At 66.3% G+C, this 22,985-nt stretch carries 19 protein-coding genes; 1 reads left to right on the top strand and 18 read right to left on the bottom strand.

Annotated features, from left to right (window positions below; genetic code table 11):
* Positions 1–18 precede the first annotated feature (18 nt).
* The 3 genes from KHP16_RS01640 to clsB form a co-directional block, all read right to left on the bottom strand.
* Positions 19–1,806 (bottom strand): acyl-CoA dehydrogenase C-terminal domain-containing protein, encoded by a 1,788-nt coding sequence (locus KHP16_RS01640; RefSeq protein ID WP_121491979.1) that lies wholly within the window; start codon positions 1,804–1,806, stop codon positions 19–21.
* A 77-nt stretch (positions 1,807–1,883) separates the two neighbouring features.
* On the bottom strand, positions 1,884–2,474 hold the full coding sequence (locus tag KHP16_RS01635) for a TetR/AcrR family transcriptional regulator (RefSeq protein ID WP_109582102.1): 591 nt from the start codon (positions 2,472–2,474) through the stop codon (positions 1,884–1,886).
* Positions 2,475–2,675: 201 nt separating this feature from the next.
* Entirely contained in the window at positions 2,676–3,998 is a 1,323-nt protein-coding gene (clsB, locus tag KHP16_RS01630; protein WP_109582103.1) for a cardiolipin synthase ClsB, read from the bottom strand.
* 93 nt (positions 3,999–4,091) lie between these two features.
* On the opposite strand from clsB, the gene mobB reads away from it, so the two are divergent.
* Positions 4,092–4,595 carry a molybdopterin-guanine dinucleotide biosynthesis protein B gene (gene mobB / locus KHP16_RS01625; protein ID WP_211959479.1) on the top strand — a complete coding sequence of 168 codons (504 nt, stop codon included), beginning with the start codon at positions 4,092–4,094 and terminating at the stop codon, positions 4,593–4,595.
* Here mobB and KHP16_RS01620 read toward each other — a convergent pair whose 3' ends face one another.
* From KHP16_RS01620 to KHP16_RS01550, 15 genes are all read right to left on the bottom strand, one after another.
* The gene (locus KHP16_RS01620; protein ID WP_179592744.1) at positions 4,596–5,354 is read right to left on the bottom strand and encodes an endonuclease/exonuclease/phosphatase family protein; all 759 of its coding nucleotides are present in this window, start codon (positions 5,352–5,354) and stop codon (positions 4,596–4,598) included.
* On the bottom strand, positions 5,351–5,833 hold the full coding sequence (nudB, locus tag KHP16_RS01615; RefSeq protein WP_211959478.1) for a dihydroneopterin triphosphate diphosphatase: 483 nt from the start codon (positions 5,831–5,833) through the stop codon (positions 5,351–5,353). The genes KHP16_RS01620 and nudB overlap by 4 nt, the downstream gene beginning before the upstream one ends.
* 53 nt (positions 5,834–5,886) lie before the next feature.
* Positions 5,887–6,870: a hypothetical protein gene (locus KHP16_RS01610; protein WP_244835617.1), complete on the bottom strand. Its 984-nt coding sequence runs from the start codon at positions 6,868–6,870 to the stop codon at positions 5,887–5,889.
* A 177-nt stretch (positions 6,871–7,047) separates the two neighbouring features.
* A complete protein-coding gene (aspS, locus tag KHP16_RS01605) occupies positions 7,048–8,853 on the bottom strand; it encodes an aspartate--tRNA ligase (RefSeq protein WP_109582106.1) in 1,806 nt (601 codons plus the stop codon).
* Positions 8,854–8,899: 46 nt separating this feature from the next.
* Positions 8,900–9,661 carry a DUF502 domain-containing protein gene (locus tag KHP16_RS01600; protein WP_109582107.1) on the bottom strand — a complete coding sequence of 254 codons (762 nt, stop codon included), beginning with the start codon at positions 9,659–9,661 and terminating at the stop codon, positions 8,900–8,902.
* Positions 9,662–9,672: 11 nt separating this feature from the next.
* Positions 9,673–10,026: an FmdB family zinc ribbon protein gene (locus KHP16_RS01595; RefSeq protein ID WP_211959477.1), complete on the bottom strand. Its 354-nt coding sequence runs from the start codon at positions 10,024–10,026 to the stop codon at positions 9,673–9,675.
* Positions 10,027–10,193: 167 nt separating this feature from the next.
* Complete coding sequence (locus KHP16_RS01590; protein ID WP_109582109.1) at positions 10,194–11,630, bottom strand: high affinity choline transporter 1; 1,437 nt, start codon at positions 11,628–11,630, stop codon at positions 10,194–10,196.
* Positions 11,631–11,707: 77 nt separating this feature from the next.
* Complete coding sequence (ubiB, locus tag KHP16_RS01585; protein WP_109582110.1) at positions 11,708–13,285, bottom strand: ubiquinone biosynthesis regulatory protein kinase UbiB; 1,578 nt, start codon at positions 13,283–13,285, stop codon at positions 11,708–11,710.
* Between the two features lie 91 nt (positions 13,286–13,376).
* Complete coding sequence (locus KHP16_RS01580) at positions 13,377–14,036, bottom strand: ubiquinone biosynthesis accessory factor UbiJ (RefSeq protein ID WP_109582784.1); 660 nt, start codon at positions 14,034–14,036, stop codon at positions 13,377–13,379.
* 138 nt (positions 14,037–14,174) lie between these two features.
* Complete coding sequence (locus KHP16_RS01575) at positions 14,175–15,182, bottom strand: Tim44 domain-containing protein (protein ID WP_121491983.1); 1,008 nt, start codon at positions 15,180–15,182, stop codon at positions 14,175–14,177.
* Between the two features lie 83 nt (positions 15,183–15,265).
* Entirely contained in the window at positions 15,266–15,997 is a 732-nt protein-coding gene (ubiE, locus tag KHP16_RS01570) for a bifunctional demethylmenaquinone methyltransferase/2-methoxy-6-polyprenyl-1,4-benzoquinol methylase UbiE (protein ID WP_109582112.1), read from the bottom strand.
* Between the two features lie 19 nt (positions 15,998–16,016).
* Positions 16,017–16,433, bottom strand: a complete 417-nt coding sequence (locus KHP16_RS01565) for a gamma-butyrobetaine hydroxylase family protein (protein WP_109582113.1) — start codon at positions 16,431–16,433, stop codon at positions 16,017–16,019.
* A gap of 10 nt (positions 16,434–16,443) precedes the next feature.
* Positions 16,444–18,312, bottom strand: a complete 1,869-nt coding sequence (locus KHP16_RS01560) for an ABC transporter ATP-binding protein/permease (RefSeq protein ID WP_109582114.1) — start codon at positions 18,310–18,312, stop codon at positions 16,444–16,446.
* A 165-nt stretch (positions 18,313–18,477) separates the two neighbouring features.
* The gene (locus KHP16_RS01555) at positions 18,478–18,933 is read right to left on the bottom strand and encodes an HIT family protein (protein WP_109582115.1); all 456 of its coding nucleotides are present in this window, start codon (positions 18,931–18,933) and stop codon (positions 18,478–18,480) included.
* A 15-nt stretch (positions 18,934–18,948) separates the two neighbouring features.
* A complete protein-coding gene (locus KHP16_RS01550) occupies positions 18,949–22,923 on the bottom strand; it encodes a DUF3683 domain-containing protein (protein WP_109582116.1) in 3,975 nt (1,324 codons plus the stop codon).
* Positions 22,924–22,985 lie beyond the last annotated feature (62 nt).

The raw sequence follows: 22,985 nt of genomic DNA, 5'->3' as shown, positions 1-22,985 counted from the left end.
GTGCCTGGGCAGTACGCGTCAGAACAGGTCCGCGTCGAGCGCCATCAGCGTCGATGCGCCGGCGCGCGCCTTGCGGATCTCCGCGGCCGTCTCCGGCTGAAGCTTCGCGAAGTAGAAACGGGCCGTCGCCAGCTTGGACGTGTAGAACTTGTCGCCGCTGTCCTGCTTTTCGAGTGCGATCTTGGCCATGCGCGCCCAGAAATACGAGAACACGAGGTGACCCACCACGCGCAGGTACGGCACGGCGGCGGCGCCGACTTCGTCGGCATTGCCCATCGCCTTCATGCCGATTTCCATCGTCAGCTTCTGCACCTTGTCGCCGAGGTCGGCGAGCGGGTTGATGAACTCCTGCATCGCCTCGTTGGTGCCCTCTTCCTCGACGAACGCCTGCACGATCTTGCCGAACGCCTTGAGCTTGGCGCCCATGTCGCCGAGGATCTTGCGGCCCAGAAGGTCGAGTGCCTGAATCGTGTTGGTGCCTTCGTAGATCATGTTGATGCGCGCATCGCGCACGTACTGCTCCATGCCCCACTCGGCGATATAGCCGTGGCCGCCGAACACCTGCATGCCCTCGTTCGTCGATGTGAACGCGTTGTCGGTCAGAAAAGCCTTGATCACGGGCGTGAGCAGCGCGACGAGGTCGGCCGACGCCTTGCGCACGGACTCGTCGGGATGCGACAGCTCACGGTCGATCTGCAGCGCGGTCCAGTACGCGAATGCGCGGCCGCCTTCCGCATATGCCTTCTGCGTCAGCAGCATGCGGCGCACGTCCGGATGCACGATGATCGGATCGGCCGGCTTGTCCGGCGCCTTCGTACCGGTCAGCGAACGCATCTGCAGGCGGTCCTTGGCATAGGCCAGCGAGTTCTGGTAAGCGACCTCCGTCAGGCCCAGGCCCTGCGCGCCCACGCCGAGGCGGGCCGCATTCATCATCACGAACATCGCGTTGAGGCCCTTGTTCGGCTCGCCGACCAGCCAGCCCTGCGCGCCGTCCAGGTTCATCACGCAGGTCGCATTGCCGTGGATGCCCATCTTGTGTTCGATGGCACCGCACTGGATGCCGTTGCGCTCGCCCGGATTGCCGCTGGCATCGGGCACGAACTTCGGCACCACGAACAGCGAGATACCCTTCGTGCCCTGCGGCGCATCCGGCAGGCGGGCCAGCACCAGGTGGATGATGTTGTCCGCGAGGTCGTGCTCCCCCGCGGAGATGAAGATCTTCGTGCCGGTGATGCGATAGGAGCCGTCGGCCTGCGGCTCGGCCTTCGAGCGCAGGATGCCGAGGTCGGTGCCGCAGTGCGGCTCGGTCAGGCACATCGTGCCCGTCCATTCGCCGGAGACCAGCTTGGGCAGGTAGGTCTGCTTGAGCTCGGGCGTACCGTGCGCGTGCAGCGCCTCGTACGCGCCGTGCGACAGGCCCGGGTACATCGTCCACGCCTGGCTCGCCGAGTTCAGCATCTCGTACAGCGCGTTGTTGACGACGATGGGCAGGCCCTGGCCGCCGAATTCCGGGTCGCATGCGAGCGCCGGCCATCCGGCCTCGATGTACTGCCGATAGGCCTCGCGGAAGCCCTTCGGCGCGCGCACGACGCCATTGCCTTCGTACGTGCAGCCTTCCCGGTCGCCGCTCTGGTTGAGCGGGAACACGACGTCGGCGCAGAACTTGCCGGCTTCCTCGATGACCTGGTTGATGGTGTCCGAGTCGACGTCCGCATGGCGCGGCATCGCCTTGAGTTCGGCTTCCACGCCGAGCAGTTCATGGAGCACGAACTGCATGTCGCGCAACGGTGCGGTGTACTGGCCCATCAAAAACTCCTTGGAGGTTCACGATGCCGCCCGCCGCGCCGGCTCCGCGTGACGCGGAGCCCCTGCACCGGACGACCTCAGGTACGGTAGGACTGAATCAGCTTGTTGAGCGCAACCATGGCAAGTTCGGCACTGTCGGGCAGACGCAGGAAACGGGCATCGTGATGCAGCCCCAGCTCGAGGCTGTACATCTCGAACAGCATCAGGCGCGGATCGCAGTCCGCGCGCAGATGGCCTTCTTCCTTCGCCTGGTCGATCGCACGCAGCAGCGCGGCACGCCAGATCGTGACGCTCCTGACGAGCTCGTCGCGAACCGGGCTTTCCGCGCGATCGTCGTATTCGACGGCCCCGCTGATGTAGATGCAGCCCGTGGTGACTTCCTGGATCCGCTTCTCCATCCAGCGGCGCACCATCGACCACAGGCGCGGCAACCCGCGCGGTTCCTGCAACGAAGGGTAGAACACCTCCTGCTCGAACCGGCGGTGATACTCGCGCACCACTTCCACCTGCAGGTCCTCGCGCGAACCGAAATGCGCGAACACGCCGCTCTTGCTCATCTGCATGCGTTCCGCGAGCAGCCCGATGGTCAACCCCTCGAGCCCGTCGCGCGACGACAGTTCCAGTGCCGCATCGAGAATCGCCACGCGCGTCATCTCACCCTTGCGCAAGGGCGCGGGTGCTGCGGCGGCGGATTCAAGACGAACTGACTGGTGGCGCATGATTTCTTTCTCCGTTCCGTGAATGCTCGATAGCGTTGGGTAGCAATTTCACGCAGTCTAAGCCAAAAAAGAACGGTCGTTCAGATTATTCGGTCGAGCCGCTTCGGCATCAAGCACTTAATTAGACCTTGGTTTCTAAACAGCGGGCAATCAGTAGCGCCCGGTCACCCCCGCGACCACCACCCCGAGCCGCAGCATGAAATACGCGGCCCAGTTGGCAACCCGCCGCACCCGCGGCAGCCGCGCATGGGCTTCCGGGGCGATGCGCGCGCTGCGCTGGGCCATCGCGCGCTCGAGGTGCCCGCGCAGGTCGAGCGCGAACGCCCGGTCGTACACGGAGACGTTGGCCTCTCGCGCGAGCAGCAGGCTGAACGGGTCCATGTTGCTGGACCCGACCGTCGCCCAGCTTTCATCGACGACGGCCACCTTCGCATGCAGGAAGCTCGCCTCGTATTCGTAGATCTCGACGCCCGCCGCGAGCAGCGTGGCATAGAGCGCGTGCGTGGCGTAATGCTGGAGCCGGTATTCGACCACCCCCTGCAACAGCAGCCGCACGCGCACGCCGCGCTTGCGGCATTCCAGCAGCGCGCGCCGCACCTTGTGGCCGGGCAGGAAGTACGCGTTGGCGATGATCACGTCCTGGCGCGCGGCGCCGAGCGCGTAAAGGTACTCGCGCTCGATCGTGCGGCGGTTGCGCAGGTTGTCGCGCAGCAGCAACGCGGCGGGCACGCCATTGGGCTGGATGTCGCGCGGCGCGCCATCCGCCGCGGCGGTGAGCACCTCCATCTCCTCGAGCGCGCGCGCGGCCTCGCGCATGCTGTGTCGCTGCGCGATGCGAAACCAGAGCCGGGCCGATGCCAGCGCGATCTGCGTGACCAGCGGCCCGCGCACACGCACCGTGAAGTCGTAGCGTGGCCCGAGGTCGGGCAACTCGAGCGGCCCGTGATTGTGGTCGCTGATGATGTTGATGCCGCCGACGAAGCCGACCGCGCCTTCGCCCTGCCCGTCGATCACCGCGATCTTGCGGTGGAGCCTGCGCAGATGGCGCCGGGCCAGCCGGAAGCCGTGCATCGGTCGGTAGACCTCCAGCCGCACGCCGCCTTCGCGCAGGCGCTGCGCGAGCGCCGCCGGCATGTCGCCGGCCCCGAAACCATCGACCACGAGCCGAACGTCGACGCCCCGCCCCGCCGCGCGGATCAGCGCATCGCCAACGGCGTTGCCGACTTCGTCGTCGGCGTAGATGTACGTCTCCACGACCACGCTCGCCGTGGCCGCATCGATCGCCGCGATCAAGGCGGGAAAGAACGCCTCGCCGTTCCGTAGCAACTCGACGCAGTTGCCCGGCACGGTGCGGCCGCTGCGGGCGGCCCACCGGAGCACGCCGGGACGGCGCTCGAGCGGCCGGTAGGGGCGCGATGGCCGTTGTTCGGGATGGTGCGGCGCGGTATCCGCGCGATCGAATATCCGTGACATGCCTCGATTATCGGCGAACCGGCGCCACAATCACATCGGTGCGTCTTCTCTGCTATCGTCCGTGTCATTCTGACGCTGGATTGGGAACGGATCGTGAAGGTCTTCGGTATCGCGGGCACATCGGGCAGCGGCAAGACCACGCTGCTGGAACAACTGATTCCGCGCTTCGTGGCGTCCGGCCTGAGGGTGGCCGGCATCAAGCACACCCACCACGGGTTCGATCCCGACACGCCGGGCAAGGACTCGTGGCGCATGCGCGCGTCGGGCTGCGAGAACGTGGTTCTCGTCGGCGCGCGGCATCTGACACTGATGCGCAACTATCCCGGAGATCGCGCCTCGCCCGAGATCGGCGAAGCGTTGGCCGTGCTGCCGCCCGAAACCGACCTCGTGCTCGTCGAAGGCTACAAGTGGAGCGACTTCCCGAAGCTCGAGGTCTTCCGCCCCGCCACCGGCAATGTGCCGCTATGGCAGGACGTGCCGGCCGTGGTGGCCGTCGCCACTGACGACCCTGAACACGTCCGCGCGCTCACGTCCCTGCCGATTCTCGACCTCAACGACGTGGACGCGATCTTTCGCTGGATCCGGGACTACCGCTGATCAGGCTTCCGGAATGGCGACATGCCGCGCGAGTTCGGCGACGAGCGGCACATGGTCCGAGCGCTGCGCCCAGTCCCGGCCCGTGAGCGCTAGCGAGCGCTCGATCTCGAAGCCGCGCACGTAGATCCGGTCCAGCTGCCACCAAGGCATGTGGCTCGGAAACGTGTGGATGCGCCCGGTCTTGGCCTGCGCGGATTCCACGCAGCTCAGCGTGTTGCAGATCTGCGCGTCGAGCCGATGATTCCAGTCGTTGAAATCGCCGGCGATGACCAGCGGCGCGTCGGCCGGCACCACGCTGCGCACGCGATCGACCAGCGCCTTCGCCTGCCGCACGCGGCTGCGCGCGAACAGGCCGAAGTGCACGCAGATCAGGTGCGCCTCGATGCCGTGGATATCGGCGACCGCATGCAGCAAGCCGCGTTGCTCGAAGCGATGGTCGGATACGTCCAGGTTCTCCGACATCAGGATCGGATGGCGGGAGAGGATCGCATTGCCATGATGGCCGTGGTCGTACACCGCGTTGCGGCCGTACACGGAATGCGGGTACGCATCCGTCGCGAGGTAGTTGAGCTGCGTGTGGTCGGGGTCGAACAGCTCCGCGGCAATCAGGCGATCGTTGCGATCCTGCACCTCCTGCAGGAAGACGATGTCCGCGTCCATCGACTGCAGGCCCGTGCGCACGCTCTGGATGCGCGGTCTGCCCGAAAACCCGGTCACGCCCTTGTGGATGTTGTAGGTGACCACGCGCAACTTCATCATGCCACTCCGGGTATCGGCTGAGTGCTCGCCGGCGCGGCGGCGGCACGCCACGCGAGCTGGCGCACGGCTTCGGCATTGCTGCGCGAGAAACACCGTTCGGCCGCGGCCTCCCAGGGCAGCCATTCGTATCGCGTGTGTTCGCGCGGCGCGAGCGTCACGGGCATGGGGTGCGAGACGCAGAGCCCGAACCAATGCTCGGTGTTGCGGACGACGCCGGGCGCATAGCGGTGGCGCCACTGCGGGTAGATTTCGTAATCGATCGTGTGGTGCCAATCCGTGAGCGTGTGCTCACTGGCGACAATGCCGGTTTCCTCGGCGACCTCGCGCGCGGCCGTGAGCGCCAGCGGCTCGTCCGTGGCATCGAGGCTGCCGGTCACCGACTGCCAGAAGCCGGGCCGGTCGGCACGCTCGATCAACAGCACTTGAAGGTCCGGCGTATGAATGACGACCAGGACCGATTCTGGAATCTTGTAGGACATGGAGGCGGAATGCGGAACAGACCCAAGCATAACGCAGCCACAGGCGGCGGGTATCAGACAGCGCTGTGGGAAGAATGCTCCGTTGTCCTACGCTGGAAGCCGTCCGCGTCCACCGGCTGAGGCGGGCCGCCTGCCTGGGGCACATTGTGGAGCCACGTGTCGAACACCTCGGGCGAATCGCCATGCCCCCACGCGGCGCGCAACTGCTGCATCAGCGGCGCGAGGCATTGCGTGTAGCGCTGCGATGCCACGCGCGCGTGCTCGGCCAGCGCGTCGGCGCTCTCGCGCATCTGCGCTTCCAGCGCGGCGCGCTCCTCGCCGATTTCCTTTTCCCGGAGACCGAGCGCGTTGTATTTCTGAATCAGGAACCGTTGATAGTCGCCCGCCTCGCCGCCCTGCACGGACTGCGCGTTGACCTGCTCGAAGCGCATGACGATGCTGCCCGTCTCGCGCTCCACGTGGGCGGCTTCGGCCACCAGCGCCTGCGCGGCCTCTTGCAGCCGCAGCGCCTCGCGGCGGTGGTTCCGCAGCCGCGCAGCCTCGTCCTCGAACGTGCGCTGGGCGGTGAGGTAGGCCTGCACCACGGGCTGCGGCGCCACCACGAGCAGCGGATCCGCGCCGCCAGCGCCACGGCCGCTCATCAGCGCATCTTCCGGCAATCGCAGATTGCCCATGTCCTCGAGCCATCGGCCCCGCGCCATCACGGTAGCGACGGTATCGAGCGCCAGCTTGCGCAGCGCGTCGGCGCGCTGCGTCGCAACAGGGGTACCGTAAGTCGCACCGTCGGGCGTACCGGCGTCCGCATCGGCCGCGAGCCGCGCGGATTGCGCGGTTTGCGCGGCGTGCGCGATCTCGGGCACGCAGGCGGCGACGGTGGTCGCCACCGACTCGGACATCGCCTGCGCGGAGCGCCGCACCGCGCGGCGCAGCTCGAATCGCGCGAGCAACATCATCAGCAGCCCGGCGACAAGCCAGGTCAGGATGGTTTCCGCATGGGCCAGCAGGAACTGGCGGATCTGTTCGACATCAGGGTTCACGGCTAGGTCCTCCCGCGTCGCGGCGGTCTTCGTCGTGGACCGGCATCGCGCGCCTCATCGGAAAGACATTGTTCCCGCACCCATCGTTCCAGAACGTAACAAATGGAAACGCATTGTTGTGCGGTCAACAAAAAAGCCGCCAGTGACGGCGGCTTTCTTGCAGGGCTCGATGACCGGTCAGACGGTCTTCGGCTCCTGGGTGCGCAGACGGATATGCAACTCGCGCAGCTGCTTCTCGTCGACGCTGCTCGGGGCCTGCGTCAGCAGATCCTGGGCGCGCTGCGTCTTCGGGAAGGCGATCACGTCGCGGATCGAATCGGCACCGGCCATCATCGTCACGATGCGGTCCAGGCCGAAGGCCAGACCGCCGTGCGGCGGGGCCCCATATTGCAGCGCGTCGAGCAGATAGCCGAACTTGGCGCGCGCTTCTTCCTCGTTGATCTTGAGCGCGCGGAACACCTTGCTCTGCACGTCTTCGCGATAGATCCGCACCGAGCCGCCGCCCATTTCCCAGCCGTTCAGCACCATGTCGTAGGCCTTGGCGATGCACTTGCCCGGATCCGTTTCCAGATACTGCAGGTGCTCGTCCTTGGGGCTCGTGAACGGGTGGTGCATCGCGACCCAGCGCGCGTCTTCCTCGTCGTACTCGAACATCGGGAAGTCGATCACCCACAGCGGCTTCCACACGTCCTCGAACAGGCCCGTGCTCTTGCCGAATTCCGAGTGACCGATCTTCAGGCGCAGCGCGCCGATCGAGTCGTTGACGATCTTGGCCTTGTCCGCGCCGAAGAAAATGATGTCGCCATCTTTGGCTTCCGTGCGCTTGAGGATTTCAGCAATCGCGTTGTCGTGCAGGTTCTTCACGATCGGCGACTGGAGGCCGTCACGGCCCTTGGCCACTTCGTTGACCTTGATCCAGGCCAGGCCCTTGGCGCCATAGATGCCCACGAATTGCGTGTACGCATCGATTTCGCCGCGCGAGATCGCGCCGCCGCCCGGCACGCGCAGGCCGACCACGCGGCCGCTGTCGCTGTTGGCGGGACCCGAGAACACCTTGAAGTCCACGTCCTTCATCACGTCGGTCAGCTCGGTGAATTCGAGCTTCACGCGCAGGTCCGGCTTGTCCGAGCCGAAGCGGGCCATCGCCTCGCGGAACTCCATGACCGGGAACGTGGCGTCGAGGTCGACATTGATCGCGTTCTTGAACACCGTGCGCATCATGTCCTCGAACAGGTCACGGATCTCCTGCTCGGTGAGGAACGACGTCTCGCAGTCGATTTGCGTGAATTCCGGCTGGCGGTCGGCGCGCAGGTCCTCGTCGCGGAAGCACTTGGTGATCTGGTAGTAGCGGTCGAAGCCCGAGACCATCAGCATCTGCTTGAAGATCTGCGGCGACTGCGGCAGCGCGAAGAAGTGGCCCGGGTTCACGCGCGACGGCACGAGGTAGTCGCGCGCGCCTTCGGGCGTGCTCTTGCCCAGCATCGGCGTCTCGATGTCGATGAAGCCCTGCGCGTCCAGATACTTGCGCACTTCCATCGCCACCTTGTAGCGCAGGCGCAGGTTGTACTGCATCTGCGGACGGCGCAGGTCCAGCACGCGATGCGTGAGGCGCGTCGTTTCCGACAGGTTGTCGTCGTCGAGCTGGAACGGCGGCGTGACGGACGCGTTCAGCACGGTCAGTTCATGGCACAGCACCTCGATCTTGCCCGAGGTCAGGTTCGCGTTCTCGGTGCCGGCCGGGCGCGGACGCACCTTGCCGGTCACGCGGATGCAGAACTCGTTGCGGATTTCCTCGGCCACCTTGAACATCTCGGGGCGGTCCGGATCGCATACCACCTGCACCAGGCCCTCGCGGTCGCGGAGGTCGATGAAGATCACGCCGCCATGGTCGCGGCGGCGCTGCACCCAGCCGGTGAGGGCCACTTCCTGGCCCGTCAGTTGTTCGGTCACCAGACCGCAGTAGTGAGTACGCATGGAGGACATAGGAGATATTCCGGGTTGCGCGCGGGCGCCGTGCGCCCGCTCGAATTCAATGAGTATCGGTGGGATCGGCGGCCGTGACCGCTTCGGCATCGCCCGCGGCGGCACTCGTCACGGCGGCGGCGGCCACGGCGGCCGTTGCCGCCACGGCTTCCTCGGCCACGGTGGCGCGCTCGTCCTGCTCGCTCTTGCGCGGCAGGTCGGTTGGGGCCACCACGCCCATCGAGACGATGTACTTGAGCGCGGCATCGACGGTCATGTCGAGCTCGATCGTATCGGCCTTGGGCATCATCAGGAAGAAGCCCGAGGTCGGATTCGGCGTGGTCGGCACGTACACGCTCACGTACTCGCCCTGAAGGTGATTCTGCACGTCTCCGCCGGGCCGTCCGGTCAGAAACGCGATGGTCCAGGAACCCTCGCGCGGATACTGCACGAGCAGCGCCTTGCGGAACGCGTTGCCCGACGAGGACAGCAGCGTGTCGGATACCTGCTTCACGCTGGTATAGATCGGGCCGACCACCGGAATGCGGCCCAGCAACATTTCCCACCAGCGCACGAGGCGCTGGCCGATGAAGTTGTGCGTGGCCACGCCCACGAGCAGGATGAACAGCAGCGTGAGGATCGCGCCCAGGCCCGGAATGCGGCGGCCGAACAGGTTCTCCGGCTGCCACGAGAGCGGCAGCAGGGCCATGCTCTGATCCATCGTGCCGATGATCAGGTTCAGCACCCAGAGCGTGATGCCGAGCGGCACCAGCACGAGCAGCCCGGTCAGGAACCAGGTCTTGAAGGCGGAGGTCTTCTTGGTGGCCACGATGGTCCCGGTCAGGTGGCGGCGCCGCCGGACGACGTTCTCGCCCCGCCGCTGTCGCCGCCGGAAGAGGACGAAGACGCGGACGTGGTGGAAGCGGAAGAGGAGGACGCCGGCGCCGCGGCGGACGACTCCGACGACTCCGAAGACGAACTGGACGCCGGCGCGCTGGCGCCGCCGCTGCCGCCACGGAAGTCGGTCACATACCAGCCGGAACCCTTGAGCTGGAATCCGGCTGCGGTCAGTTGCTTCTTGAAGCTGCCGGCGGTGCCGCAGGACGGGCAATCCGTAAGCGGCGCATCGCTCATTTTTTGCAGCACATCGCGCCCGTGGCCGCAGGCTTCGCAACGGTAGGCATAGATCGGCATGGTCGTTTTATCGCGAAAAAAAGCTAGGAACGCTGAGACGGCTGAAATTCAGCGGAACAAAGCCTCGGATTATAAACCGTCGGTGCGACTTGACCGCGAGGAAAAGGCGAGGAAGACCCGTGCAAACCTCGGCGCCATCGCAGCGCATCGCTGGAACGACACGAAAGTTATGCAGTATGCACTTTTTCGATGCGCGGATGGTCGTCGATCCATTGCGGCAGCAGCGACCCGAACACCATGCCGCCGATCGAGAACAGCAGGCCCACCAGTTGCGGCGGCACCGCAGCCTCGGCGAATGCGACCTCGCACACGATCCACGACACCAGCCCAAGAATGATCGCGGCCAGGCCGCCCTGCCGCGTGGCCGGCTTCCAGAACAGGCCGAACGCCAGCGGTACGAACGAGGACACCAGCGTGACCTTGTACGCGTTTTCGACCATATGGAAGATCGACAGGTGCGAATTCAGCGCGAACAGCGTGACGAGCGTCGTGAACACCAGCACCACGGCTTGCATCACGCGCAGGAACTTGCGGTCGTCCAGATGGCGGAAGTACGGTCGCAGGATATTCTCCGCGAACGTCACCGACGGCGCCAGCAGCGTGGCCGACGCGCAGCTCTTGATCGCGGACAGCAGCGCGCCGAAGAACATCACCTGCGCGAACAGCGGCGCATGGTTCAGGATCAGTTGCGGGAGGATCAGCTGCGAATCGGTGTCGATGTACTTCTGCACCATTCCGGGGTCGATCAGCGTGGCCGAGTACGCCAGGAACATCGGGATGAACGCGAAGCAGAAGTACAGCACGCCGCCGAGCACCGAGGCATGGCCCGCGATCTTCTCGGTGCGGGACGACGTCACGCGCTGGAAGACGTCCTGCTGCGGGATCGAGCCCAGCATCATCGTGACCAGCGCCGCGGCAAACCCGATGATCTGCAGGATGTCCAGCGACGGCAGGAACTCGAACTTGCCCGCCGCGGCCGCGTGCGACACCACCGTCGCCACGCCGCCGGCCTGGCTGCTGACTTCCATCCCGATATAGAGCATGCCCACCACGATGATGATCATCTGGAGGAAGTCGGTCACCGCCACGGCCCACATGCCGCCGAACAGCGTGTACACGAGCACGCTGGCGGCGCCGATCATCATGCCGGCCTCCTGCGACAGGGCGCCGTCGGACACCACGAAGAAGACCAGTCCCAGCGCCTTGATCTGCGCGGCCACCCAGCCGAGGTAGGACACCACGATGCAGAGCGTGGTCAGCACTTCCGCCACGCGGCCATACCGGTTGTGATAGTAGTCACCGATCGTCAGCAGGTTCATCCGGTACAGAGGCCGGGCGAAGAACAGACCGACGAGGATCAGGCACAGCGAGGATCCGAACGGATCGGAGACCACACCCGATAACCCTTCCCGCAGGAACACGGCGGGGATGCCAAGCACCGTTTCGGAGCCAAACCACGTCGCGAAGACGGTCGCGGTGACGATGTAGAACGGCAGGCTGCGGCCGGCGACCGCGAAGTCCTTGGTGTTGCGGACGCGCAGCGCCGCCCACAGACCGATGCCGACCGAAATGACCCAATAGATGATGACGAACCAGATCAGCATGCCGGTGCCGTAGCCGATTTGAAAACGCGGATTATAACGGCATGGCCCGGGCGCCTAGCGTGGATTCCACGGATTTATCAGAAGTGGCCGCCCCACGACAGGATCTGCATGATGACCACGCCGGCCATGAAGCCGCCGACCAGCATCAGGGCGGCGGCGAAGATGCGGTTGGTGCGCCGCTGCTCGGCCACGAGCATGGCCAGCAGCTTCTCGGTCTCGCCATTCGACTGTAGCGCGCGGCGCTCGAGGAACTGGTGCGCCAGCCGCGGGAAGTCCGGCAGCATCTTGGCCCATTGCGGCGCTTCCACCTTGATGCGCTCCCAGGCACCCTGCCAGCCCACCTGCTCGTGCATCCACCGTTCGAGGAACGGCTTGGCGGTCTTCCACAGATCGAGGTCGGGGTCGAGCTGGCGGCCAAGGCCCTCGATGTTCAGCAGCGTCTTCTGGAGCAGCACCAGCTGCGGCTGGATCTCGACGTTGAAACGCCGCGAGGTCTGGAACAGCCGCATCAGCACGAGGCCCAGCGAGATCTGGTGCAGCGGCTTGTCGAAGTACGGCTCGCAGCACGCGCGCACCGCGCTCTCGAGTTCCTCCACGCGCGTCTCGGGCGGGACCCACCCCGACTCCACGTGCAGCAGCGCCACGCGATGGTAGTCGCGGCGGAAGAACGCGATGAAGTTCTGCGCGAGGTAATTCTTGTCGAACTCCGACAGCGCGCCGACGATGCCGAAGTCCAGCGCGATATAGCGGCCGAATGTCTCCGGCGCGACGGACACCAGGATGTTGCCCGGGTGCATGTCCGCGTGGAAGAACCCGTCGCGGAACACCTGCGTGAAGAAGATCTCCACACCCTCCTCGGCCAGCTTGTGCATGTCGACGCCGGCGGACCGGAGCGCCTCGGTGCGCGAGATGGGAATCCCGTGCATGCGCTCCATCACGAAGACGCTGCTCGTGCACCAGTCCCAGAACACTTCCGGCACCAGCAGCAGGTTCGTGTCCTGGAAATTGCGGCGCAGCTGGCTTGCGTTGGCGGCCTCGATCATCAGGTCGAGTTCGTCGTGCAGGTATTTGTCGAATTCGGCGACGACCTCGCGCGGCTTCAGGCGGCGGCCGTCGGCCCATACGCGCTCGAGCCAGGTGGCCATGTCGCGCATCAGCGCCAGATCGCTGTCGATGACGGGCAGCATGCCCGGCCGCAACACTTTCACCGCTACCTCGCGGCCGTGGCTCGGGCCGCCGCGCAGCGTGGCGAAGTGCACCTGCGCGATCGACGCGCTGGCCACGGGCTGCTGCTCGAAATGCTGGAACAACTGCTCCAGAGGCTTGCCGAGCGAGCGTTCGATGATGCCGACCGCGATGGCGGAATCGAACGGCGGCACCTGGTCCTGCAGCAGCGCGAGCTCGTCGGCAATGTCGGGCGGCATGAGGTCCCGGCGCGTCGACAGGACCTGGCCGAACTTCACGAAGATCGGGCCCAGCGCCGTCAGCGCGAGGCGCAGGCGGACGCCGCGCGGCTGCTCCAGCTTCCGGCCGATCGTGATGACGCGAACGAGGAATTTGATCTTGCGGTCGTTGAAGCCGGACAGCACGAGCTCGTCGAGACCGTAATACAGCACGACGAAGAGGATCTTGCAGAGACGCAGAAGGCGGGTCATTCGGGGGAGTGGAATCCGGAAACCGGGCCGCGCACGGCGGCAGGAAAGAGCGAGTGTAGCCGACGCATGTGCCGGCGCATGGGTCTTCGCATCAGCGGTCCGCGCGGCCGAGCCGCTCCAGCCGCTTCTCGAGACGGGCCAGATCGTCGCGCAGCCGCGAGACGTCGCCGCCAAATTGTTCCAGCGCCGTATGACGGACCAGCGTCGGTTGTTCGTCCAGCAGGTATTCCGTCACGTTGTCGACGAGCGCGCGGCCCACGCGGGTAGCGCCCTCGTGCACCTGCCTCGCGCCTTCCACCGCGCGCTGGGCCAGGCTGTCCGCGAGCGGACCGCCCATCCCGCCGCCCGTTCCACCCCCGAGCACGCCGCGCAGCGCGCGCGACAGGTCCTCGGCGGCATCCCAGCGCAGATTGCGCGCCAGCGTGGACACCACGTTCGCGAATTCGGCATCGCCGTCGATGCGCACATGGCGCATCGCGGCAGCCTGCCCGCCCTCGGCCACGTCGGCCACCACCAGCGGCCACTGCTGCAGCGGCACGCGCAGCGTGACCGCCGGCGCGTCAGCATCGCCGGCACGCTCGATGCCGCCCTGCTCCGTCACCCTCAGCGTCAGCGTGAATGCCGCGGCATCGAAGCGGATGGCCCGGCCCGCGAATGGCACCAGCTGGGCGCAGGCCCACGACTCCTGTTCGATGAGGTGATTGAGCGCGGCGACGAGCGGCGCGGCCAGCGGAGTAGGCAGAGCGTTCATGGCGGGCGTGAAGATGTGGCACCACGGCAGTGCCACCGAAAAAAAAGACCCACGCTAGCGTGGGCCTCCATTCTAAGCTACTTGCCCGCCGCATCATGGCGGACCATCATGGCCGGCCATCGCGGCAAGCGCGCCGAATCAGGACTCCTGCTGGATACCCGCCAGCAGCCAGCCACCGCCGTTGACCGGCTTGGCCAGGTTCCAGACCTCGGCGAACGGCTGGGCGGCTTCGCCCACGCGCTCGCGGATCATGCCCGAGAAGCGCACGCTGGCGATGTGCTGCGTCGGCGTGGACTCGATACCGAGCAACTGGGCATCCAGCGTGACGACGTCGGTCTTGTTGACCTCGGCGCCGCGCTCCGACAGATCCATGCGGATCTCGGCGAACATCTCCGGCGTGGTGAATTCCCGGATGTCGTCCTGGTTGCCCGCATCCCACGCGGCCTGCAGGCGCACGTAGTGCACCTTGGCGTTACGCAGGAAGTTCTCGGTGTCGAAGTCGGCCGGCACGCCCCACGGCTGCTGAACCGCTGCGGCACCCGCCGCACCGGCAGCGGCACCGCCTGCCAGCGCGGCACCGGAAGCGGGTTGCTCGGCCTGACGGAAGGTCGGTTCCGACGCGCGGACTTCCGGCTGCGCCACCTTCGGCTGGCCGAACGCCGGCTCACGGTTCATGCCGCCACCCGCGTTGTTGCCCATGCCCGCGAAGGCCGGCTCACGACGCTGCGCGCCGCCACGGAACTTGCGGATCAGCCAGATGGCCGCAAACGCGATCAGCGCGATGAGAATCAGGTTGCCCAGAAAGCCGGCCATCGCCTCGCCCATGCCGAAGTGCGAGAGCAGATAGCCGAGGCCCAGGCCAGCGGCCAGGCCGCCGAGCATCCCACCCCAGTTGCGCTTCGGCGCGGCGGCCGCGGCGCCGCCGGCTGCCGCGCCGGCCGTGGCCGGGGCAGCCTGCTGCGCGGGCGTACCCTGCTGGGCGGGCGGCGTCTGCGGCGCCTGCTGGCGCTGCTGCGTCACCTGCGAAGACTGCTTGCCCACGCTGCGGGAGCCGCCGAGGCGCTTCGCTTCGGCGTCGAGCGTGACCCCTAACGCCAGCGTCATGATCAGCGACGCGGCAAGGAACTTTCCGCGAATAGTAGACATATGTTGTGATCCCCTGTCAGATCCGGTCAATTTTGCCTAACTGGGGTTCCGACCCGAGTTTTTCAATGACCGTGCATGGCGAATTAGTACTTTCTCCCGACGTGGAGCGCCACCACTCCGGCCGTCAGGTTGAAGTATTCGACCTGTTCCAGGCCCGCTTGTTCCATTAAGCGTACAAGCGAAGTCTGGTCTGGATGCATTCTGATCGATTCGGCGAGGTAGCGATAGCTAGGGGCATCCCCTGCCACACGCTCGCCGAGCCATGGGAGCACCTTGAACGAGTAAACATCGTAGGCCTTCTCGAGCGGTTTCCATACCTTCGAGAACTCGAGGACCATGACCTTGCCGCCCGGCTTGCACACGCGGCGCATCTCCGCCAGCGCGCGGTCCTTGTGGGTCATGTTGCGCAGGCCAAAGGCCACGGTGACCACGTCGAAGTAGTTGTCCGGAAACGGAATCTTTTCCGCATCGCACAATGCGACGGGCGTCACCACGCCCTTGTCGAGCAGGCGGTCGCGGCCCACGCGCAGCATCGACTCGTTGATGTCCGTGAGCCAGACCTGGCCGGTCGGACCCGCCGCCCTGGCGAACGCACGCGCGAGGTCGCCCGTGCCGCCGGCGATGTCCAGCACCTTCTGGCCCGGTCGCACGTTGGCCTGCGCGATCGTGAACATCTTCCAGAGCCGGTGCATGCCGCCCGACATCAGGTCGTTCATCACGTCGTACTTGCTGGCCACCGAATGGAAGACGCCCGCGACCTTGCCGGCCTTCTCCGTCTCCTCGACCTTCTCAAACCCGAAGTGGGTCTCGCTCATGTTCCAGGACTCCTGCTATTCAATGATGATGGCCACAGGCGTGGCCGCCCGGCGCGGCCATCGGCGCATCGCGGTCGAGGCCGGCGGCCTCGAGGCGCTTGAGGTAATCGTTCCAGACGGTCTCCTGCTGGTCGCCGAGGCGATGGAGCAGTTCCCACGAGTAGATGCCGGTCTCGTGGCCGTCGTCGAAACGGATCAGGATCGCGTAGTTGCCCACCGGCTCCACGCCCGCGATGCCGACGTCGCGCTTGCCGGTCTGCAGCGTTTCCTGACCGGGACCGTGGCCCTGGACTTCCGCCGAGGGCGAGCAGACGCGCAGCAGTTCGAACGGCAGGCGATAGGTGCGGCCGTTGTCGAAGCCGATCTCGAGCACGCGCGACTGCGTGTGAACGGTCAGCGCGGTGGGGTGCGGGGTATCTTTGTCTAGGCCAGCCATAGGATTGGGATCATGCCTCCTGTACGACCCGATAGCTTACTCCACCGCCCTGCCCTTGCCCATCGGCGGGCTCGTAGCGCAGGCGGCGGTCGTGGAACGCCGCCACCGTGCTGCGGTGCGCGATGCTGACGATGGCCGCGTCCGGCAGCCGGTCCACCATAAGGCGGTACATGGCCGCTTCGGTCTCCTCGTCGAGCGCGCTCGTGGCCTCGTCGAGGAACAGGAAGTCCGGCTTCTGGAGCAGCGCGCGCGCGAAGGCCAGACGTTGCTGCTCGCCCGGCGACAGCCGCAGCGACCAGTTGTCGAAAGTATCCAGATGGTCGGCCAGCGGGGCGAGCCGCGCGTCGCGCAGCACGCCGCGCAGCGCCTCGCAGTCGTGCACGGTGCCCGCGTCGGGATACGCCAGCGCGTCCGCGAGCGTGCCGATCGGCAGATAGCTGCGCTGCGGCAGGAACAGCATGCGCGCGCCGGGGCGCGTCACACGGCCGCTGCCGTATGGCCAGATGCCCGCGAGCGCGCGGAATAGCACACTCTTGCCGCAGCCGGACGGACCGCTGACGAGCCAGCGCTCGCCGCGGCCGATGGTCAGCGAGAACGGCGCGACGAGCGGCCGCTCGGGCGGATGCGACACCGGGCCGACGCCTTCCTCATCGACGCTGCCGCCGCCGCGCACCGGCAGCGCGAGCGCGAGTTCGTTCACCGCCATCGCGTCGCCCTGCCCGTCCACGACGTCGATATCCTGTCGGCCATGCGGGCCCGCTTCCTCTCGCTCGGCGAGGCGCATCGCGTCCTGGAAATCGATCAGACGGTTGGCGGCCGCCTTCCAGCCGACCAGCGTCGCGTAACTATCGACGAACCACGACAGCGCGCCCTGCACCTGCCCGAACGCGGAGCTGATCTGCATCAGGCCGCCCAGTGTCAGCTTGTTGGCGAAGTAGCGCGGCGCCGCCACGAGGATCGGGAAGATGATCGCGAACTGCGCGTAGCCCGAGGTGACGAACGTCAGCCGCCGCGTGTAGCGCATGAGCTGGTTCCAGTTCGCGCGGATGCGTTCGAAGCGCGCGCTCAGCCCTGCCTGCTCGGTCGGTTCGCCCTTGTATAGCGCCACGGGTTCGCTGTTCTCGCGCAGGCGCACCAGCATGAAACGGAAGTTTGCTTCGTATTGTTCCTGCTGGAACGACAGGCCGATCAGCGGGCGGCCGACGAAGTGCGCGATCACCGAGCCGATGACCGCATACCCGACCGCGAACCACACCATGTAGCCGGGAATCTCGATCGGCGTGCCGCCGAGCGCGAGCGTGATCGGGCCCGACACGGCCCACAGGATGCCCACGAACGAGATCAGCGTGACCACCGAGTTCAACAGGCCCATCGACAGCGTGAGCGCGCCGTCGGTGAACTGGCGCAGGTCGTCGGCGATGCGCTGATCGGGGTTGTCGGTCGAATGCGTCTGCTCGATGCGGTAGTACGCCTGATGGCCGAGCCACCGCGCCATGAACGTGCCCGTCATCCACGTACGCCACCGCATCTGCAGCATCATCTGGTAGTACTGCCGAGAGATGGCCAGCACGATGAAGCAGCCCGCGATCCACGAGAACCGGATCAGGAGCGTCTTGAACGAGACGAAGTCGCGCTGCTCGAGCGCGTTGTAGAACACGCGGTTCCACTCGTTGAGCAGCACGTTGATGTAGACGATGGCCAGGTTCAGCGCGACGACCAGGGCGAGCAAGCCAAGGCCGGCCTTGCGGTCGCTGGACGTCCAATAGGGCTTGATCAGTTCCCAGGTGCGGCCGAGCCGCAACCGGCTCTGGGCCTTGAGAGCCTGTGCGGGTACCGCGGGACCCGGCACGGTGGCGGAGGATGGCGTGACGTTCGACATGAGCGGGCAGGCCTCGTTGTTGTTCGTGGAGTCGTTCGATGGCGCGCGACGGCGTCGGACGCGCGACCGGGCGTGCGTTCGCCAGTGTGACAGGTCGCGGCCATCAAGGTCACCTTAACCGCGATAACTTAAATGGCGCTTAAGGCTACGGTGCCTGGACGCGGTTCAGTCTTCGGCGTCGGGTATCGACAGCGCGATGCGCAGCGCCGGCAGCCGGCTCTGAAGCTCCGCGACGCGTGCCGCGTCGGACCCGCGCTGGGGCGCCGCCCAGATGGCTTCGGGAAAGTGGGTATCCCAGCGGTAGCGCGGAATGACGTGCCAGTGCAGGTGCGGCACCATGTTGCCGAACGCGGCCAGGTTCACCTTGTCCGGCGTCATCACCTCGCGCACCACGCGCTCGACGCGCGCGACCAGGCGCATCAGCCAGGCCTGGTCGGCATCGTCGAGGTCCGACAGCTCCGCCACGTGGTCGTTCCACACGATGCGGCAGAACCCGGGGAACCGGTCATGCTCGACCAGGATCACCCTGGCGCGGTCCCCCATCCAGACGAGTTCGCCGCCATCGGCTTCGCACAGGGGGCAGTTCGGGACAGGGGTCCGGGTAGCGTGGGCTGGGATCATCTGAGCCGGACACGCTTACACGAGCACGCGCTCGATACCGCCCGCGTTGGCGCGCTGCACGTACTCCGGCAGCCAGTTCTCGCCGAGGACGTACTTCGCCATTTCCACGACGATGTAGTCGGCGGTCACCGAGGCGTCCTCGTTGTAGCGCGACAGGCCCTGCAGGCACGACGGGCAGCTCGTGAGGATCTTGACGTCGCCGCCGAAGCCCTCGGTACGCAGCTTGTCCGCGCCCTTGCGCATCTCTTCTTCCTTGCGGAAGCGGATCTGCGTGGAGACGTCGGGACGCGTCACCGCCAGCGTGCCGGACTCGCCGCAGCAGCGGTCGTTCTTCTCGATCTTGCCGCCGCCGTCGTTGCCGCCCATCAGCTCATTGACGAGCTTCGTCGGGTCCATCGTCTTGATCGGCGTGTGGCAGGGGTCGTGGTACATGTAGCGCGTACCGGTGACGCCTTCGAGCTTCACGCCCTTCTCGAGCAGATACTCGTGGATGTCGATGATGCGGCAGCCCGGGAAGATCTTGTCGAATTCGTAACCGGCCAGCTGGTCGTAGCACGTGCCGCAGCTCACCACCACGGTCTTGATGTCGAGGTAGTTGAGCGTGTTGGCCACGCGGTGGAACAGCACGCGGTTGTCGCTGACCATCTTCTCGGCCTTGTCGAACTGGCCGGCGCCGCGCTGCGGATAACCGCAGCACAGGTAGCCCGGCGGCAGCACGGTCTGCACGCCGACGTGCCACAGCATCGCCTGCGTGGCGAGGCCCACCTGCGAGAACAGCCGCTCCGAGCCGCAACCCGGGAAGTAGAACACCGCTTCCGTTTCCGACGACGTGGTCTTCGGATTGCGGATGATCGGCACGATCTCGTTGTCTTCGATATCGAGCAGCGCGCGCGCGGTCTTCTTGGGCAGGTTGCCCGGCATCTTCTTGTTGATGAAGTGGATCACCTGCTCCTGCACGGGCGGCTTGCCGACCGTGGCGGGCGGATGCTGCGTCTGCTTGCGCGCGAACTTCTTGAACACCTCGTTGCCGAGGCGCTGCGCCTTGTAGCCGAGCCCGATCATCGCCGAGCGCGTCATGTTGATGGTCTGCGGATTGGTCGCGTTCAGGAAGAACATCGAGGCCGCCGTGCCGGGGTTGAACTTCTTCTGGCCCATCTTGCGCAGCAGGTTGCGCATGTTCATCGACACGTCGCCGAAGTCGATCTTGACGGGGCACGGCGTCACGCACTTGTGGCACACCGTGCAGTGGTCGGCCACGTCCGAGAATTCGTCCCAGTGCTTGATCGACACGCCGCGGCGCGTCTGTTCTTCATACAGGAACGCCTCGATGAGGAGCGAGGTGGCGAGGATCTTGTTGCGCGGGCTGTACAGCAAATTCGCGCGCGGCACGTGCGTCGCGCACACGGGCTTGCACTTGCCGCAGCGCAGGCAGTCCTTGACGCTCTCCGCAATCGCGCCGATGTCGCTCTGCTGCATGATGATGGACTCGTGTCCCATCAGGCCGAACGACGGGGTGTACGCATTGCGCAGGTCGGCGCCCGGCAGCAGCTTGCCCTTGTTGAAGCGGCCCTGCGGATCCACGCGCTGCTTGTACGCGCGGAAATCGCCGATCTCTTCCTCGGTCAGGAACTCGAGCTTGGTGATGCCGATGCCGTGCTCGCCCGAGATCACGCCATCCAGCGAACGGGCGAGCGCCATGATGCGGGCCACCGCGCGGTGCGCGTCCTGCAGCATGTCGTAGTCGTCCGAGTTCACCGGGATGTTGGTGTGCACGTTGCCGTCGCCGGCGTGCATGTGCAGCGCCACGAAGACGCGGCCGCGCAGCACCTGCTTGTGGATCTTCTGCGCCTCGTCGAGGATCGGCTTGAACTCGCCGCCGTTGAAGATCTTGCGCAGTTCGGCGCGAATCTCGCCCTTCCACGAGACGCGGATCGTGCGGTCCTGCAGCAGATGGAACACGCTCGCGTCCGGCTGCTGCGCGAGGCGCTGCTCGAACGCGGGGCCGAGCAGGCCCAGGCCGTGACCGATCAGCGAGGCGCGGGCCTCGGCGAGCGGTGTGTCCATATGGTCCTGCAGGTACAGCCAGCGCGCGCGAATCTCGCGCAGCAGCGTCAGCGCATGCTGCACGCGGTCCTCGAGCAGTTCGGCGCTCGGAATCTCGTTGGCGTCGTCGCTGCGGCCCAGCGGGAGGTTGCCGCGCGCGAAGAACTGCTCCAGCTCGTCCGTGAGCTTGAGCTTGTTCTTGATCGACAGTTCGATGTTGATACGTTCGATGCCGTCCGTGTATTCGCCCATGCGCGGCAGCGGAATCACGACGTCCTCGTTGATCTTGAACGCGTTGGTGTGGCGCGCGATGGCCGCGGTACGCGAACGGTCGAGCCAGAACTTCTTGCGCGCCTCGGGACTGACGGCGACGAAGCCTTCGCCGCTCTTGCCGTTGGCCATGCGGATGACTTCCGACGTCGCGCGCGCGACGGAGTCCTCGTCGTCGCCCACGATATCGCCGATCAGCACCATCTTCGGAAAGGCGTTGCGCTTGCTCTTGGTGGCATAGCCCACCGCGCGCAGGTAGCGCTCGTCCAGATGCTCGAGACCGGCCAGGATCGCGCCGCCCTCGCGCTTCGATTCGGCATCGAGGAAGTCCTTGATCTCGACGATGCTCGGAATGGCGTCGCGCGGCTGGCCGAAGAATTCGAGGCAGACCGTGCGGATGTGCTTCGGCATGCGATGCAGGATCCACCGCGCGCTGGTGATGATGCCGTCGCAGCCTTCCTTCTGCACGCCGGGCAGGCCCGCCAGGAACTTGTCCGTGACGTCCTTGCCGAGACCTTCCTTGCGGAACTTGCGGCCTTCGATCGACAGCGTCTCCGTACGCAGCGGCTTTTCGCCGGGCGCGCGGTTGCCGTCCGACCATTGCAGCTGGAACGTGGCCACGGGCACGTCGTGGATCTTGCCGAGGTTGTGGTCCATGCGCGTGATCTCGAGCCAGTTGCCCTCGGGATCCACCATGCGCCACCACGCGAGGTTGTCGAGCGCCGTGCCCCACAGCACGGCCTTCTTGCCGCCCGCGTTCATCGCGACGTTGCCGCCGATGCACGAGGCGTCGATCGACGTCGGGTCCACCGCGAACACGAGGCCCGCCTTGTCGGCGGCGTCCGCCACGCGGCGCGTGACCACGCCCGCGCCGGAGAAGATCGTCGCCACCTTGTGCGGAACGCCCGGCAGATCGGTCTGCTCGACCGGCCCCAGCTGCTCGAGCTTCTCCGTGTTGATGACGGCGGAGAACGGCGTCAGCGGCACCGCGCCGCCGGTGTAACCCGTACCGCCCCCGCGCGGGATGATGGTCAGGCCGAGTTCGAAGCAGCCCTTGACCAGGCCGGCGATCTCTTCCTCGGTATCCGGCGTCAGCACGACGAACGGGTATTCGACGCGCCAGTCGGTGGCGTCGGTCACGTGGGAGACACGCGACAGGCCATCGAACTTGATGTTGTCCTTCTCCGTGACGCGGCCCAGCACGCGCTGCGCGCGCTTGCGCAGTTCGTAGGCGTCGGCGAATTCCTGCTGGAACGACTCGATGGCCTGGCGCGCGAACGCGACCAGCTGCTCCACGCGGTGCGAGCGGTCTTCCGCGGCCGGCTCGGCGTGTTCGGCACGGTCGGCGGCGCGGCGCTTCTCGATCTCGCCCAGGCGGTGATGCAGCGCGCTGACCAGCATCTGGCGGCGCTTCGGGTTCTCGAGCAGGTCGTCCTGCAGATAGGGGTTGCGGCGCACGACCCAGATATCGCCCAGCACCTCGTACAGCATCCGGGCCGACCGGCCGGTCCGGCGCTCGCTCCGCAGCTCGTCGAGAATGCGCCAGCCTTCCTCGCCGAGCAGGCGGATCACGATCTCGCGGTCGGAAAACGAGGTGTAGTTATAGGGAATCTCTCGCAGGCGCGGCGCGGCATCCTGCGCGGCGAGCTTGGCATCTAGCACGAGTGGGGCGTTCATGGCGGGACCGCTTCCAGCGGCGCACGGGGACAGTGCGCATTTATTCATTGAAGCGCGATTGT

Source organism: Cupriavidus plantarum (assembly GCF_905397285.1).
Lineage (GTDB): Bacteria > Pseudomonadota > Gammaproteobacteria > Burkholderiales > Burkholderiaceae > Cupriavidus > Cupriavidus plantarum.
This window is presented reverse-complemented; position numbering and strand designations above follow the sequence as displayed.

What these genes read in the sequence shown, in the direction of transcription:
- KHP16_RS01640 (WP_121491979.1), bottom strand. Translation starts at nt 1,806, where the DNA reads ATGGGCCAGTACACCGCACCGTTGCGCGACATGCAGTTCGTGCTCCAT.
- clsB (WP_109582103.1), bottom strand. Translation starts at nt 3,998, where the DNA reads ATGTCACGGATATTCGATCGCGCGGATACCGCGCCGCACCATCCCGAA.
- KHP16_RS01620 (WP_179592744.1), bottom strand. Translation starts at nt 5,354, where the DNA reads ATGATGAAGTTGCGCGTGGTCACCTACAACATCCACAAGGGCGTGACC.
- nudB (WP_211959478.1), bottom strand. Translation starts at nt 5,833, where the DNA reads ATGTCCTACAAGATTCCAGAATCGGTCCTGGTCGTCATTCATACGCCG.
- aspS (WP_109582106.1), bottom strand. Translation starts at nt 8,853, where the DNA reads ATGTCCTCCATGCGTACTCACTACTGCGGTCTGGTGACCGAACAACTG.
- KHP16_RS01595 (WP_211959477.1), bottom strand. Translation starts at nt 10,026, where the DNA reads ATGCCGATCTATGCCTACCGTTGCGAAGCCTGCGGCCACGGGCGCGAT.
- KHP16_RS01590 (WP_109582109.1), bottom strand. Translation starts at nt 11,630, where the DNA reads ATGCTGATCTGGTTCGTCATCATCTATTGGGTCATTTCGGTCGGCATC.
- ubiB (WP_109582110.1), bottom strand. Translation starts at nt 13,285, where the DNA reads ATGACCCGCCTTCTGCGTCTCTGCAAGATCCTCTTCGTCGTGCTGTAT.
- KHP16_RS01580 (WP_109582784.1), bottom strand. Translation starts at nt 14,036, where the DNA reads ATGAACGCTCTGCCTACTCCGCTGGCCGCGCCGCTCGTCGCCGCGCTC.
- KHP16_RS01575 (WP_121491983.1), bottom strand. Translation starts at nt 15,182, where the DNA reads ATGTCTACTATTCGCGGAAAGTTCCTTGCCGCGTCGCTGATCATGACG.
- ubiE (WP_109582112.1), bottom strand. Translation starts at nt 15,997, where the DNA reads ATGAGCGAGACCCACTTCGGGTTTGAGAAGGTCGAGGAGACGGAGAAG.
- KHP16_RS01565 (WP_109582113.1), bottom strand. Translation starts at nt 16,433, where the DNA reads ATGGCTGGCCTAGACAAAGATACCCCGCACCCCACCGCGCTGACCGTT.
- KHP16_RS01560 (WP_109582114.1), bottom strand. Translation starts at nt 18,312, where the DNA reads ATGTCGAACGTCACGCCATCCTCCGCCACCGTGCCGGGTCCCGCGGTA.
- KHP16_RS01555 (WP_109582115.1), bottom strand. Translation starts at nt 18,933, where the DNA reads ATGATCCCAGCCCACGCTACCCGGACCCCTGTCCCGAACTGCCCCCTG.
- KHP16_RS01550 (WP_109582116.1), bottom strand. Translation starts at nt 22,923, where the DNA reads ATGAACGCCCCACTCGTGCTAGATGCCAAGCTCGCCGCGCAGGATGCC.